The following is a 14,228-nucleotide window of genomic DNA, read 5'->3' as shown; positions in this document are numbered from 1 at the left end:
CCCGCCGGTCTCCCGAGGCCGGCGCGCGGGCCCGAGTCGTCTCCCGGCCCGCCCGCGGCCTCCGCCGCTCGACGGGCGAGCGAACGCGGCCGCCGCCTCCCGCTACGGCGCGGGCTTCGCCCGGGCCTCCCGGAACTCGAGCGCCGTGTCCGCGGGCAGCTTTCGGAGCTGCTCGATGCGCAGGGTCGGCGGCGACCACCCCACCGCCAGCTGGATCTCGACCTTGTCGCCCACGCGGACGTCCTCCAGCGACACGCCCGGGGCCGCCTCGAACGACATGACCATGGAGCCCATCCCCACGGTCTCGCCGGCCTGGTTCACGAAGTCGTCGATGGCCTCGTGGCGGAGCCCGACCTGGCGCGCGCCGGCAGGCGTCTCCGGGAGCCGCACCACCTCGCCGCGGACGGTGTAGCGGCGCACGCCCGACGCCTTCTCGTCGCGGGCGCCGCCGCCGTCGCGGCAGGCGGAGGCGAGCCCGAGCAGCGCGAGCGCGACGAGCGCGGCGGCATACCGGCGCCGGACGCGCCCGGCAAGCGAGGTCGCTGCGTGGTCTGGGGGGAGGGGGCTCGGCGAGAGGCGCTCTGAGCGCGAGCACTTCGGGCGCGGGTCGGACATGGCGGGGCTCCTCGGGTCGCTCGGACGGATCCGAGCGGCCGTTCTACCCCGGGTCGCCGCGGCCGGCGCCGTGATTCACGAGGCGCGCTCCTCGCGGGCCGAGGCGCGAGAAGCACGCACGGGGGAGGGAGACTGGCCCCTCCCCCGTGCGGCAGTCAGGGCTCAGCTCACGGCGTCGGGACGGTGGCCGTGTTCGACCACGCCGACTGGTGCGCGTCGGTGAAGGCGAGGACCCGGTAGTAGTAGGTCCGGCCGCGCGCCACGTTCTGCTTGAACGTCGTGACGTCGGCCGCCACGGTGGCGTTCACCACGCCGACCGTGAACCCGGCGTTGTCCGCCCGCTGGATCAGGAACCCGGACTCCGTCGAGTTGTCCGTCCAGCCCAGCGTGACCGTCGCGCTGGTGCGGTTCCGCACGGCCGCGCTCCCCGTGAGGTTCGTCGGGGCGGCGACGCTGCTGGTGGTGATGCCCCTCGAGTCGACCGTCAGGACGGGGAAGCCGCCGCCCGGCGGGAGCCTGTTCAGCGCCGGGTTGGAGTAGTCCCACGTGTCACCCACCGTGTTGATGGCGTACACCCGGTAGGAGTAGGGGGTCCTGTCGTTCCCGATGACGTCGGCGTACGTCCGGACCGTGCCGGTTCCGGGCCCGAGGCCGGTCTCGACGTACGGCACCACGCCGAGCTCGGACGACTGCACCGTCGCGATCCGCGTCCAGCTCGTCCCGTCGGAGGAGCGCTCGACGACGAAGCCCGTCTCGTTCTTCGACGCGTCCGTCCAGGACACCACGTTCCGCGTGTTGCGGCCGCTCCCCGCGAGCGCCCACGTGACCCCCGTCGGCTCCCTGGGCGCGAGCGCCACGGCCTGCGGGCGCATCATGTCCATCTCCTCGTGGCTGAGGATGTGGCAGTGCCACACGTACTCCGCGCCGTAGTTCACGTAGTGGTTGACGACGTCGATCGGCTCGCCGTTCGGGGCGAAGGCGAAGATGGGCAGCCCGAGCGACTCCTGCAGGGTGGTGTTCGCCAGGTAGTCGCCCTCGTTCATGGATGGGTCGAGCAGCCGGATGCTGTTCGGCAGGTCGAAGGGGACGTGCGGGATGATCGGCCGCAGCGCCACGACCGTGTCCTCGAGCGGGCTGACGCGGACGGTCTCCTTCCACCCGAGCTCGTTCAGGTCGGGTTTGCGGACGATGCCGTCCCACCCGACGCGGTTCAGGAGCTGCACCTCGTACAGGTGGAAGTGGATGGGGTGCGTGTCCACGCCGTTGTGGGTGATCTTCCAGACCTGCGTGCCGTCGTCGGCCGAGGCGATGGGAGTCACCTCCAGCGCGGGGGCCGAACCCGGGAGCTCGACCCCGTCGACGAGCTCGGTCGGCGGGGAGGCGAACGGGTACAGGATCATGTTCTGCAGGCCCGCCTGCGCGTTCGCCGTCTCCACCCCCAGGAACCCGCTCATCCGCCCGTACTCGTGCTCGAAGGCCTCTCCCATCTCGTCCTGGATCATCTTCGGGCGCAGGGGGATCGTCAGCCTCAGCGGGGTGCCCGGGTTCGCCGGATCGTCCGAGAGCGTGTCGAAGGTGAGCGAGGTGTCGAAGATCTGCACGAGGCCCGCGAAAGGACCGTTCGCCTGGAACGTCTTCCCGTAGGCCGAGTTGTAGGCGCTCTGGCCGACGATGATCGGGTGCTGCCCGCTCTCGAACACGCCCGGGGCGTCCGGCTTATGGGCGAACGCCGCCTGCAGGCCGCCCAGGTCGAAGGGCTGACCCTCTCCCGGCCTCACCTTGATCTGCATGACGGTGCGGGTGTTCGGGCCGTAGCCGGGGAGCGTGGACGGCGCGCCGCCCGTGTCCCTCAGGTCGGGGTTGCCGGTGTAGTAGTCGTAGCGGGGATCGCGCGCCGGGAACGCCGCGGGGGCGTCGTTGTAGAGGATCAGCGTCTGACCCGCGTACTGCGAGAAGTCGACCACCACGTCGGCGCGCTCGGCCGGGCCGAGCAGCAGCGAGTGCTGGTCCACGTTGCCCGCGTTGAACACCGTCGGGTCCGTCACCCACGTCGTGATGTGCGGCGGGATGACCACCGGGGCGGGGAGGAAGCCGCCCTCGGTGCCGATCTGGATCCAGTCCGGGCCTTCCGTGCCCGCCACCGGCGTCGGGAAGACTCCCGCCGGGTCGTCGAGCGCGGCCGCCACCTCGGCGGGGTTCAGGAGCACCTCGGTGCACGCGACGCCGGTGCGCTCCGGCGCCGGGGTCGCGTTGGCGGTGTCGCAGAGCGCGCCGTTCGCGTCGACGGCCTTGTAGAGCGACAGGTTGAAGAAGCGATCGTTGGCGGCGTTCAGGACGCGCAGGCGGTAGGGCTTCGGATCGATCGTGAGGGTGGGGTACGCCGTGCCGTTCACCACGGGCGTGTCCTGGAAGGACTCCATCCCCATCGAGAGGTACGGCACCCCCGGCATCACGGCCGGCTCGCACCACGTCAGCTCGGGGTCGCAGGCCGGGTCGAAGTAGGGGTTGGGCATCGGGCCGTTCTCGACGTTGGTCGTCGGCGGCCAGAACCACGGACCGTACGCCCAGCGGCCGAACTGGTTCACGCCGGAGGCGTCGCCCGGGTTCTGCGCCGGCGAGTACACGTGGGGCATCCACAGGCTGCCCTCGCCGCCCCAGCGGGCGACGTCCCAGGTCTCGTCCTGCGAGGCGAGCTGCGCCGCCTTCGGCACGAAGGTCTTGTCCTGGATGACGAGCGGGAGAGTGTCCGCCGCGCCGGGGATGATCCCGCTGTCGACGAGCGCCTTCTCGGTGTCGTCGGTGATCACGTACGGTGCAGCCTCACCGGCGTAGACGTTGAGCCGGGTGATGCCCCACGCGTGGTCGTGATAGAACATCAGCCGCGCGCTCTGCTGGTTCGTGTAGAAGAAGGTCATCTCTCCCGAGCCGGGGGCCGGCATGTCGGGCACGTCGACGACGCTCACGCCCTCCGGATAGGCCGTCAGCTCGCCAGCCGGCGTGACCCACTGGTGCGGCGTGCCGTCGCTGATCCACGGCGAGATGCCGCCGTGCAGGTGCAGCGTGGCCCGGTTGTCCGCGAAGCAGTGGCCCGAGGCGACCATCATCTCCTTGCCGGGCTGGCTGCACATCGGGTTCTGCGGGTCTTCCTCCGCCGGCCACATCTCGTGGCCGGCTGGCGTCATGCCGGAGCCCATCACGGTGGTGTCCACCGGCACGAACAGGTTCCCGCCCGCGCCGGTCGGGAGGGAGTTCCTGAACAGGATCCGGACCGGCCGGTTCTTCTGGGCCACGATCATCGGTCCCAGGTAGTGGGGGGGAGTGGGGCCGCCGGGCGCGTTGACCTGCCGGTACCCGCGCAGCTTCGTCTCAGGCAGGTCCGAGTGCATCTGCTCCGAGTACTCGACGAGCTCGATGACGTAGTAGTCCGACTCCGGCGCGGTGTCCGTGGCGGGCCAGCGCTCGGGGACGGCCACGGGGATGAACTGCCCCAGGTTGTTCGCCGCGTCCGGACCCAGGCCAGGCAGGCCGTCGACGAATTTGCGGATACCCTCGGTGATCGCGACGTTGGTGCCGGACAGGTCGACGACCTCTGCGGCGAACGAGTACGTGCGCGCCTGGGGATAGATGGGATACTCGAGGCTGCCGAGCGTGATCGTGGCGCCCTGCAAGGGCGCGGTCGGGGCCGGGTAGCTCAGGACGTCCGAGCCCGAGGAGGTGTCGACGGGGATGCCCTGCCCGTAGAAGGCGAGGAGGTCACCCGCCTGGACGCCGATACCGCCCACCATGTCGAACTTCGCGACCTCGCCGACGGTGGGATCGGCCAGGGCCGGCACGGTGAGCGTCCCGCTGTCGAAGGCGACCGTGTACTCGTTGGGAATGCCCGTGGGCCGCAGGACGTACGCGTGGAACACGCCGCCGGCCGACGGGGTCGGGCTCGCTCCGGCCGTGGCCTGGTTCCAGGTCTGGAAGCTCTGGATCAACCCCTCCGGAAGCACCGCCGAGGGCATGACCACGAAGACCTGCCCGAGCTCGCCGACCGGGCCGGCGAAGTCGGTCGCGTAGGCGCGGTCGACCAGCGGATTTCCGACGGAGACGAGCGCGCCGCTGACGACCGGCAGCGGGCTGTTGGCGTAGTTCGGGTGCGAGTAGTAGCGGGGCGGGTCGCCCGGCATCGCCATCGCCATCTCCGCGGCGGCCACTGCCGCGGCGCCAGAGGCGAGCCCCTTCGCCTTCGCCCGGGCGGCGGCGGCGGCCCTGTCGGCGTGGGTGATCCGGGGCCGGTCCTTGTCCTTGCGGGCCTGAGCGGATGCGGAGCTCATGCTCGAGGCGAGCGCCAGCGAGATCACCAAACGCAAGATCACCCCACGACCCTTCATCGCGTCCCCCTTGGCGGCTGCGCAGCCGGCCCGCTTGCAACTCCGACCTGGAACGTGACCCGCGACGCATGGACAAGAACGCATCGAAGCTCCGCGTCGGGTCGCATCCACCGTGAGTCACTCCGGTATGGTGAGGGCACAGGTACTGTCCGCGCCGAGCGGCGTGCAAGCCGGACCTCGGGGCCCGACCGATCGCTGTATCCGGTGATTACCCTGGGTAAAGCGCGAATGAGATCCCGTCTCGACCCGCCCGATGCCGCGGTGGACGATCGACGGCGTCGAGGTCCGCCACGGCGCGGAGCCCGCGTCGTGAGGACAGGGGACGTTCGCCTCGGGGTCGACGACGCGCCTACGCGCCGCCGCGTGAGCACGCGGTGCGTGCACCTGTAGGCGTCACCCCGGGTGAGTTCGATCCTGGCGGCGAGTCACGGCGGGTACGAGGGTCGTCCGGTCGCGCGCGCGTGCTCAGGATGGTCGAGCGCGGGCGAGAGCGAGGCGCGAGCGACCGTTGGTGGATCGATACCCGTGTGGCGCGATCCCCCGGTCGAGCGAGCTCGAGCACCGCAGGGCGTGGCTCGAGGGGAGGTCCAGGTGTCGCGAATCTTCTTCGGGGGTCTCCTGGCGATCGCGCTCCTGTTCCTGGGCAGCGTCGCGATCCTCCTCCGCCTCGACGGCGGCTCGCGCGGAGCGCCGGCGACGAGCTCCACCACGCCGCCGCTCGGGCCCGGCTCGGGACGATCGCCGAGCCCCTCGCCGGTGCCGGTCGCGAGGGAAGGCGCCGCCACACGCGCGGGGGAGGGCACCGCTCGGGCTGCGGCGTTGCATCGACCCCCGAGGCCGCAGGCCATGCTCCCGTCGCGGCGCCACGCGCTCGCGTCCTTTCGTCGCGAGCTGGCGGCGGGGCTCGCCGAGCTCGACGGCCGCGTGGCACGCTGTGCGGCGCGGAACGGTCCGGACGCGGGCGTCGCGGCGATGTCGTTCGTCCTCGACGTCGAGACCGTCGCGAACGGCATCCGGATCAGGGGCGTACGGCTCGAGTCGAGCGGATCGGCCAGCGCCGCGGACGTGGCCTGCGCGAGCTCGGCGCTGCGCGATCACGTGATCCCGGCACCCAGCGCGGAGCCGGGACGCCGGTGGGAGCTGCGGTTCTCGGCGGGCGCGGGCAGCTAGCTCCGCGGCTGGACCCGCTCGCGAGCCCCGCCCGGCGCCGGGGAGACGCCCCCATGAGCGCGCGAGCCACGGCGCGTCGGGCTTCCCCCGACGGGCGACGTGCCGCGTCAGCTCCTGACGGTGATCCGCCGGATCGTCTCGACGAGGTGGTCGATCGCGAACGGCTTCTGGAGCACGTGCTGCACGTCGATGCCGAGCGGCGCCTCGCCCGTCATGACCACGACGGGAATCTCGGCGAGGGCCGGGTTGCGCTTCTGCAGATCGCGGAACTGCCAGCCGCTCATCGTGGGCATCCCGAGGTCGAGCACGATGGCGGTGGGGGAGCGCCCCGAGGCGAGCTTGGCCAGGGCCTCCGCGCCGTCGCGCGCGACCTCGACCACGAATCCTTCATGGGAGAGCCGGTGAGCGAGCGTCTCCCGGAGGTCTGCGTCGTCGTCCACCACGAGGAGGCGTTGCATCACGCCCGTGTCGCACGTGGGAGCGTGTGGTGCAAATTCAGCCAGGCGGGCGGTCGCCCTTCGCCCGTCGCGCGAATCGAGACCGGTTCCCGCCGTACGGTCCCGCGCGCGCCAGCACGGGCATTTCGCGGCGCGGGCAGCACGCCGGACGATGACGCCAGGTGAGTGTCGATTCGCCGGTCGGTGGGACCATGTCGCACCCCGCGCATATCGGCCCCTGATGAGGCGCGGCGAGATGACGCCGGTGGGAGCTCCAGTCGCCGTCGCCCGTCCCGGTCGCTGGCAGCCAGGCGCTCGCGTCGGCTGCTCTTTGCCGCCCGCGCCCTGACGGTGTATGGCTACCCCCCCATGAAGACCCTGACCGAGCTCAGCGGCTCCCTGATCCGGACGGCTGCGGCCGCCATCGAAGCGACGCGGCGAACCCTTCCCCGCGAGGAGAAGGCGCCTGCGCCCACGCCCGAAGCGCCGGCGCCGGCCGGAGCGGAGAGCGGTGGCCCGGAGGCGGCCGCGGAGAGCGCGCCGGTCGAGGCCGCGTCCTCCGCCGAGACGACGCCTGGGACGGAGATCGCTCCCGGCTCCGAGGCGGGCACCGCCGCGCCCGGTGAGCCGGCCCCGGACGCGGCCGCCGCGGCGCTGGAGGAGGCGGTCGCGAAGGCGACCGGCCTCGCGGGCGAGCGGCTCGGCATGCTGCGCGCCGCAGTGGAGGTCGTGGGCGGACGCGTCGACGACGTGCGGCTCGTGCGCGTCTTCGGACCGGAGGAGCCGGTCCCCGGCGCGACCACGCTCGGAGGCCATCAGTACGTCGTGGACCTGCTCCCCCGGAACATGAAGCAGGTCGCCGGCGAGGCCAGGGACGATCGCGGCGGCCGCCGGGGCGGACGCGGAGGGCGCGGAGGCGGCGGAGGCGGTGGGCGCGGAGGTGGAGGCGGAGGTACCAAGGCCGGCGCGACGGGCGGCTTCTCGATGGACTCGCTCCGCGAGGATCGCAAGAACGAGCGCGGCGGCCGCGGCCGGCCGGGCGGTGGCGGTCGGCGGCCGGGCGGCGCCGGCGGTCGTCCGGGCGGCGCGCCCAAGAAGTAGGCTCGCCTGCGGAACCCGACCCAGGGCATGAACGATCCCCTCGCACCGCTCCTCGCGGACGGCGTCGTAGAAGAGGTCTGCGCCCGCCTGAAGAGCGGCAAGGAAGCCGATCTCTGGCTCGTGCGCCACGGCGGCGAGGTCGTCGCGGCGAAGGTCTACAAGGCGCGCGAGGCGCGCAACTTCCGGAACAACGCCGGCTATCGCGAGGGGCGGCAGGTGCGCGACACGCGCATGCAGCGCGCGATGGACCGCGGCAGCCGCTTCGGGCAGGCCGCGGCCGAGGAGGCGTGGAAGGCGAAGGAGGCGGACGCGCTCTACGCGCTCCACGCCGCCGGGGTGCGCGTACCGCGGCCGGTGATGTTCTACGAGGGCGTCCTCCTCATGGAGGTCGTGGTGGACGCGCACGGTCACCCCGCGCCGCGGCTCGTGGACGCGCACGTCGCGCCGGACCAGGCGGCGGCCCTCTACGCCGACCTGCGCGGGCAGATGGTGCGCATGCTCGGCGCCGACCTCATCCACGGCGATCTCTCCCCATACAACGTGCTCGTCGGGTGGGACGGTCCGGTGGTCATCGACTTCCCCCAGGTCGTCGGCGCGGCGCACAACTCCCGGGCGGAGTTCTACTTCGAGCGCGACCTCGAGAACCTGCGCCGCTTCTTCGCCGCCCTCGACCCGTCGCTCCGGGCGGCGTCCAACGACGCCCGGGAGATCTGGCGTGCGTACGTGCGCCGCGAGCTGACGCCCGACTTCGTCCCGAGCGGCCGTGCGCCGGAGGCGCCGCGGGGCGGCGGCGAGCGACACGAGCGCCACGGCGGTGGACAGGGCGAGCGTCACCGCCCGGCGCACCCAGGGAACCGGCGCAACGACGCGCGCGGGCGCGGCCGGCCCGAGCGGCCCGAGCGGCCCGAGCGCGGCGGCGGCGCGGGTGGCGGCCACTCGTCGCGCGAGGCGCATCCCCCATCGTCCGAGCGATCCCAGCCGCAGGGCGGCAACCGCCGGCGGAACGGATCGCCCGAGCGCGGCCAGCCGCAGGGCGGCGACCGCCGTCCGAGCCGACCGCCCGAGCGCGGCCAGCCGCAGGGCGGCGACCGCCGTTCGAGCCGACCGCCCGAGCGCGGCCAGCCGCAGGGAAGCGACCGCCGTCCGAACGCGGCGCGTCCTCCCGGCCCCGGCCAGGGCAGCGGGAATCGCCCGCCCGGACGCGGTCAGGACCGCAGGAGCGCGCCGGCGCCGGAGGTGATCCGCGTGGTGCGGCCGCCCCTCGGACCGGGCGCGCCCTCCGCTCCGCCGCCGGAGCGGCCGCCTTCCACGACGCGGCCGCCCCACGGCGGCCCTCAGGCCCAGGGCCAGCGCTCGCACCCCCGGCGCGGACGCCGCTAGCTGGCAGGCTGTTGAAGAACGCGCTTTCACAACCCCGCTCGCCCCGAGCGTAGCCCGCCGCAGGCGGGCCGAGTCGAGGGGCGGCCGGGTGAACCAGTTGTCCGCTCGCCCTGAGCCTGTCGAAGGGCGAGCGGCGTCCCGCTCGTGGTTCGACGAGCTCACCACGAGCGGTCGTTAGGCGGGCAGCTCGACAGCCTGCCGGTTCGCCGCTCAGCTGCCCTCCGCCCGGTCCTGCAGGCGATAACCGACCCCCGGCTCGGTGACCAGCAGCCGCGGACGCGCCGGATCGGCCTCGATCTTCTTGCGCAGCTCGGCCATGTGGACACGCACGTAGTGCGCCTCGGTCGCGTTCGGCCCCCACACCTCGCGAAGGATCTGCCGGTGCGTCAGCACCATGCCGGCGTGACGGGCGAGCAGCGCGAGCAGCCGGTACTCGGTCGGCGTCAGCCGCACCTCGCGACCCTCCACGGTCACCTCCCGGCGCGCCAGGTCGATCCGGAGCGGCCCCGCCTCGAGGACCGCCGGCTGCGCCGGACTCGCCTGCGCGTGGCGCAGGGCGACCCGGAGCCTCGCCAGCAGCTCGTTCACGCCGAAGGGCTTCGTCAGATAGTCGTCCGCGCCCGCGTCGAGCGCGTTCACCTTGTCCTCCTCGCGGCCGCGCGCGGACAGCACGATGATCGGCGCCCTCGTCCACTCGCGCAGGCGCCGCGCCAGGTCCACCCCGTCGCCGTCCGGGAGCGTGAGGTCGAGGAGGTAGACGTCGGGGTTGTGGCTCGTGGCGAGCTGCTCGGCCTCGCGGAGCGTCTCCGCCTCGACGAGGCGGAAGCCACGAGAGCCGAGGGCGGCGCGCAGGAACCGGCGCACCTGCGCCTCGTCGTCGACCACCAGCACGAGCGGTCCGGGTGGGGTCATGCGCTGCTCTCTCCCGCGGGCTCGGCGGCTCGAGGTGGCTCCGAGGACATGGGCAGGGTGAGGCGGAACACGGCGCCGCCGCCGGGGCGATTCGCGGCGACGAGCCGGCCGCCGTGCGCCTGGGCGATGGCGCGGGCGATGGGCAGGCCGAGGCCGACCCCGCGCACGCCCGCGTGGGCGCCCCGGTGGAAGCGCTCGAAGATCCGCTCCTCGTCGCCCGGCGGGATCCCTGGACCGCGGTCCCCCACCTCCACGCAGAGCGTGTCCCCCTCGCTGCGCGCGCCGATCTCGACCGTCGAGCCCGCGGGCGTGTACTTCGCCGCGTTCTCGAGGAGGTTCACGAGGAGCTGCTCCACCAGCACCGGATCGAGCGAGACGAGCGGCAGATCGTCGGGCAGCGCCGTCACGACGCGTCGCCCCGCGAGCCGGCGGTCGAGCCGGGTGAGCGCCCCGCCGAGGACCTCGACGAGCGGCACCCACTCGCGCCTCGGCTCCACGGCGCCGGCGTCGAGCCGGGTCATGTCGAGCAGGTTCGCGACGAGCCGCTCGAGCCGCTCGGCCTCCTCGCAGATCGCGTCGGAGAGGTCCCGTCGCGTCTCGGGCTCCAGCGCCAGGTCGGCGCGCAGCGTCGAGGCGGCCCCGGTGATGACGGCGAGCGGCGTCCGGAGGTCGTGCGAGACCGAGGAGAGGAGCCCGCTGCGGAGCGCCTCGGTCCTCGCGCGCAGCTCGGCCTGCCGCGCCTCGGCGGCGAGTCGCACGCGATCGAGCGCGAGCGCCGCCTGGCGAGCGACCGCCTCGAGCAGGCCGCGCTGCTCGAGGTCGAGATCGCGCGGCTCCGGGGTCCTGACGGCGAGCACCGCGAGGGCGTCGCCCCACGCGCGGACGGGGGTGCACAGCACCTCCTCGCCGGTGAGCGTCCCGGTGCCGCGCCCCGCCGCCTGGCCGTGCTCCGCCACCCATTGCGCGAGGGCGCGCTCGGACGGACCGAGCACCGCCGCCGGGGGCGACGCGGCGATCGCGGCGAGCTCGCCGCCGCGCGCGCGCAGGAACACGGCCTCGGCCTCGAACGCGTGCGCGACCGCCAGCACGGACACGTTCGCGACGCTCTCCTCGTCCAGGGCGGCTCCGAGCTCACGGCTGAGCGCGTACAGCGCGGCGGTGCGCCGCTCGCGCTCGACGGCCGCCTGCCGCTGCTCGCGCAGCCGTAACGTGAGCGTCCCGATGACGACGCTCAACCCGAACAGCATCGCGAAGGTGAGGAGGTAGCGCGCGTCGGAGATGTCGAGGGTGTACGGCGGCGGCACGAAGAAGAAGTCGTACGAGACCACCGCCAGCGCCGCGGCGAGGAGGGCGGCGCGACGCCCGCTGCTCAGCGCGGTGATCATGACGCCGAGCAGGAAGAGCATCTCGACGTCCGGGAGGCCGAGCGCGCGGGCGGCGGTCGCGACCGCCGTGGTCGCCGCCATGGCCGCCACCGCGTTGAGGTACCCGGCGCGCGTTCGCGGAGCGCGCGGGCGGGGGCGCTGCGTCGTGGTGTCGATCGCCACGGGAAGGGATCCGCGCACCCGCCGGAGCCCCCGTCAAGCGCGCGGGCGGGAGCGTGCGCGCTGGCCCCGTCCGAAGGGCCGGCGGCGGGCCAGGCGTCCGGGTGTAGCCGCCGGGAGCGCACGGCCGCGCGGGCTCACGCGCGGCCCGCCCAGGCCTGCACGAGCGAGCGCACCTCGCGGCAGAGCTCCCGACCCGTCAAGAGGGCGAAGGCCGTGGCGAGCCCCACCGTCCCTGGGCCGAACCACCCCTCGTGCGCGAGCTCGCCGACGATCGGCACGAGGTTCACGCCGAGTAGCGCGGCGACGAGCGCGACGTCGCCCGCCGCAGGAGCGGGAGCGCCCTTGGTCTCTCCGGGCGCCGGGTCGACCAGCCGGATGGGATGGTTGGCAGCCCGCATCTATCTCTCCTCCGCTCCCGACGATACGGGACCCCACGTCAGCGGCGTGTCAACGTCCGGGTCCGCCTCGTCAACCCGGCGTCAAGGAGCGCGCGGGGAGAGGAGGGGAACCCCGAGGGCGGCTGCGTTGACGTCGCCTTGATGCGCCGCCCCACGCTCTTGACGCGGCGCTGAGCTCTCGCCGGCCATGCTGCTCCCTCGCGCATGGCGCCGAGATCCCCCGACCTCCAGCCTGACCGTGCGGACGCGGCGCCGCCCGAGGAGCCCTCTCCCCAGGCGGCGGGCCCGGCGACGCTCGGCGGCCGGCTGCGCCGGCTCTTCTTCGGCGCGCCGCGCGACGTGCGGGATCCGCGCACCCACCACGGCATCTCGCTCATCGCGCTCCTCGCCTGGGTCGGCCTCGGGGCGGATGGACTGTCCTCGTCCGCCTACGGTCCCGACGAGGCGTTCCGCGCCCTCGGCCACAACTCGTACCTCGCGATCGTCCTCGCGCTCGCCACCGGGCTCACCGTCCTCGTGATCTCGGTCGCGTACGGGCAGATCATCAAGCGCTTCCCCTTCGGCGGGGGTGGTTACGTGGTCGCGACCGAGCTGCTCGGTCCGCGCGTCGGGGTCGTGTCGGGGGCGGCGCTCCTCGTGGACTACGTGCTCACGATCTCCGTGTCCGTCGCCTCGAGCGGGGACGCGATCTGGAGCTTCCTCTCGCCGGGATCCGGCCCGTGGAAGCTTCCTGCCGAGGCCGCCGCCATCGCGCTGCTCGTCGTCCTCAACCTGCGCGGGGTGAAGGAGTCCGTCTCGATCCTCGCCCCGATCTTCGGGCTCTTCCTCGTCACGCACGTGGTCCTGATCGTCGGCGGCGTGGGGTCGCACGTCGCGGACGTCCCCCGCGTCGCGGGCGAGGTCTCCCAGGGCCTTCGCGCGGGCCTCGCCGAGGTCGGCGCCGCGGGCCTCTTCGCGGTGTTCCTGCGCGCGTACTCGATGGGCGCCGGGACCTACACCGGGATCGAGGCGGTCTCGAACGGCATCCAGATCATGCGCGAGCCGAAGGTCGCGACGGCGCGGCAGACCATGACGTACATGGCGGCCTCGCTCGCGGTCACGGCCGGGGGGATCCTCGTCTGCTACCTGCTCTTCAGCGCGGCCCCGGAGCCGGGGAAGACGATGAACGCGGTGCTGCTCGAGCGGTTCGCGGGCGGCTTCAGGCCCGGCGGCGTCGCGATCGGCCAGGGGTTCGTGGTCGTCACGCTCCTCGCCGAGGCCGCGCTCCTCGTGGTGGCCGCGCAGGCCGGCTTCATCGACGGTCCGCGGGTGATGGCGAACATGGCGACCGACTCGTGGCTGCCCCATCGCTTCGCCCAGCTGTCGGATCGGCTCACGACGCAGAACGGAGTGCTGCTCATGGGCGCCGCGTCGCTCGCCACGCTCTACTACACGCGGGGCGACATCACCCGGCTCGTCACGATGTACGCCATCAACGTCTTCGTGACCTTCTCGCTCTCGCAGCTCGCCATGCTGCGCTACTGGGGCCGGACCCGGAGCGCCGGCCGCCGGCGCGGGCTCGCCATCCACGGGCTGGCCTTCGCGCTGTGCGCGGCGATCCTCGCCGGCACGATCTACGAGAAGGGCGAGCAGGGCGGCTGGATCACCGTCGCGGTCACCGGGCTCGTCATCGGGCTCTGCTTCGTCGTCCGGCGTCACTACCGGGCGGTGCAGGCGAGCCTGAAGCGGCTCGACGCGATCCTGGAGGTCCTGCCGCCGGTGCCGGGCGGGCCCCGGCCCGTGGTGGACCGGCGCGCGCCCACCGCGGTGCTCCTCGTCGGCGGGTATGGAGGCCTCGGCGTGCACGCGCTCCTCACCGTCCAGCGCACGTTCCCGGGCTACTTCCGGAACTTCGTCTTCGTCTCGGTCGGGGTGGTGGACTCCGCGGCGATGAAGGGGATCGAGGAGGTCGACCGCGTCCGGGCGCGGACGCAGGCGGACCTGGAGCGCTACGTGGAGCTCGCCCACCGGCTGAAGCTCGCCGCCGATTACCGCATGGACCTCGGGACCGAGGCGGTCGAGGTGGGGGAGCGGCTCTGCGCGGCCATCGCCCAGGACTTCCCGCGCGCGGTGTTCTTCGCCGGCAAGCTCGTCTTCCAGAAGGAGCGCTGGTTCCAGCGGCTGCTCCACAACGAGACCGCGTACCAGCTCCAGCGCCGGCTCCAGTTCCGCGGGCTCTCGGCGATGGTGATGCCGGTCCGGGTGCTCGCCGAGGCCGCGTGACGCCTCGCGACGAGGAGCGCGAGCGGCGCG

10 protein-coding genes are annotated in these 14,228 nt (G+C 73.4%); 4 read left to right on the top strand and 6 right to left on the bottom strand.

Annotated elements, in window-relative coordinates; all coding sequences use genetic code 11:
- Positions 1–102 precede the first annotated feature (102 nt).
- Both ANAE109_RS15965 and ANAE109_RS15960 read right to left on the bottom strand, forming a co-directional pair.
- The gene (locus ANAE109_RS15965; RefSeq protein ID WP_012097921.1) at positions 103–615 is read right to left on the bottom strand and encodes a copper-binding protein; all 513 of its coding nucleotides are present in this window, start codon (positions 613–615) and stop codon (positions 103–105) included.
- A 167-nt stretch (positions 616–782) separates the two neighbouring features.
- Positions 783–4,976: a multicopper oxidase domain-containing protein gene (locus ANAE109_RS15960; RefSeq protein WP_234945159.1), complete on the bottom strand. Its 4,194-nt coding sequence runs from the start codon at positions 4,974–4,976 to the stop codon at positions 783–785.
- A 585-nt stretch (positions 4,977–5,561) separates the two neighbouring features.
- Between ANAE109_RS15960 and ANAE109_RS15955 the strand changes: the two genes are divergently transcribed.
- Entirely contained in the window at positions 5,562–6,161 is a 600-nt protein-coding gene (locus ANAE109_RS15955; RefSeq protein ID WP_143827992.1) for a dihydrolipoamide succinyltransferase, read from the top strand.
- A gap of 107 nt (positions 6,162–6,268) precedes the next feature.
- Here the strand turns inward: ANAE109_RS15955 and ANAE109_RS15950 are convergent, their stop codons facing one another.
- A complete protein-coding gene (locus ANAE109_RS15950) occupies positions 6,269–6,619 on the bottom strand; it encodes a response regulator transcription factor (RefSeq protein ID WP_041448408.1) in 351 nt (116 codons plus the stop codon).
- Between the two features lie 348 nt (positions 6,620–6,967).
- On the opposite strand from ANAE109_RS15950, the gene ANAE109_RS15945 reads away from it, so the two are divergent.
- A complete protein-coding gene (locus ANAE109_RS15945) occupies positions 6,968–7,699 on the top strand; it encodes a translation initiation factor 2 (RefSeq protein WP_143827991.1) in 732 nt (243 codons plus the stop codon).
- A gap of 27 nt (positions 7,700–7,726) precedes the next feature.
- Entirely contained in the window at positions 7,727–9,079 is a 1,353-nt protein-coding gene (locus tag ANAE109_RS23610; RefSeq protein ID WP_012097916.1) for an RIO1 family regulatory kinase/ATPase, read from the top strand.
- 210 nt (positions 9,080–9,289) lie between these two features.
- Here ANAE109_RS23610 and ANAE109_RS15935 read toward each other — a convergent pair whose 3' ends face one another.
- The 3 genes from ANAE109_RS15935 to ANAE109_RS15925 all read right to left on the bottom strand — a co-directional run bounded on the left by ANAE109_RS15935 (position 9,290) and on the right by ANAE109_RS15925 (position 11,936).
- On the bottom strand, positions 9,290–9,991 hold the full coding sequence (locus tag ANAE109_RS15935) for a response regulator (RefSeq protein ID WP_012097915.1): 702 nt from the start codon (positions 9,989–9,991) through the stop codon (positions 9,290–9,292).
- Entirely contained in the window at positions 9,988–11,538 is a 1,551-nt protein-coding gene (locus ANAE109_RS15930) for an ATP-binding protein (RefSeq protein WP_234945158.1), read from the bottom strand. Before ANAE109_RS15930 ends, ANAE109_RS15935 begins: the two co-directional genes overlap by 4 nt.
- 134 nt (positions 11,539–11,672) lie before the next feature.
- Entirely contained in the window at positions 11,673–11,936 is a 264-nt protein-coding gene (locus tag ANAE109_RS15925; RefSeq protein WP_012097913.1) for a hypothetical protein, read from the bottom strand.
- 204 nt (positions 11,937–12,140) lie between these two features.
- Here ANAE109_RS15925 and ANAE109_RS15920 point away from each other — a divergent pair, with 204 nt between their 5' ends.
- A complete protein-coding gene (locus tag ANAE109_RS15920; protein ID WP_012097912.1) occupies positions 12,141–14,198 on the top strand; it encodes an APC family permease in 2,058 nt (685 codons plus the stop codon).
- Positions 14,199–14,228: the final 30 nt, after the last annotated feature.

This window comes from Anaeromyxobacter sp. Fw109-5, assembly GCF_000017505.1.
Taxonomy (GTDB): domain Bacteria; phylum Myxococcota; class Myxococcia; order Myxococcales; family Anaeromyxobacteraceae; genus Anaeromyxobacter.
This window is presented reverse-complemented; position numbering and strand designations above follow the sequence as displayed.

Coding starts and splice junctions, on each gene's coding strand:
- ANAE109_RS15965 (WP_012097921.1), bottom strand. CDS start 615: ATGTCCGACCCGCGCCCGAAGTGCTCGCGCTCAGAGCGCCTCTCGCCG.
- ANAE109_RS15950 (WP_041448408.1), bottom strand. CDS start 6,619: ATGCAACGCCTCCTCGTGGTGGACGACGACGCAGACCTCCGGGAGACG.
- ANAE109_RS15945 (WP_143827991.1), top strand. CDS start 6,968: ATGAAGACCCTGACCGAGCTCAGCGGCTCCCTGATCCGGACGGCTGCG.
- ANAE109_RS23610 (WP_012097916.1), top strand. CDS start 7,727: ATGAACGATCCCCTCGCACCGCTCCTCGCGGACGGCGTCGTAGAAGAG.
- ANAE109_RS15935 (WP_012097915.1), bottom strand. CDS start 9,991: ATGACCCCACCCGGACCGCTCGTGCTGGTGGTCGACGACGAGGCGCAG.
- ANAE109_RS15925 (WP_012097913.1), bottom strand. CDS start 11,936: ATGCGGGCTGCCAACCATCCCATCCGGCTGGTCGACCCGGCGCCCGGA.
- ANAE109_RS15920 (WP_012097912.1), top strand. CDS start 12,141: ATGGCGCCGAGATCCCCCGACCTCCAGCCTGACCGTGCGGACGCGGCG.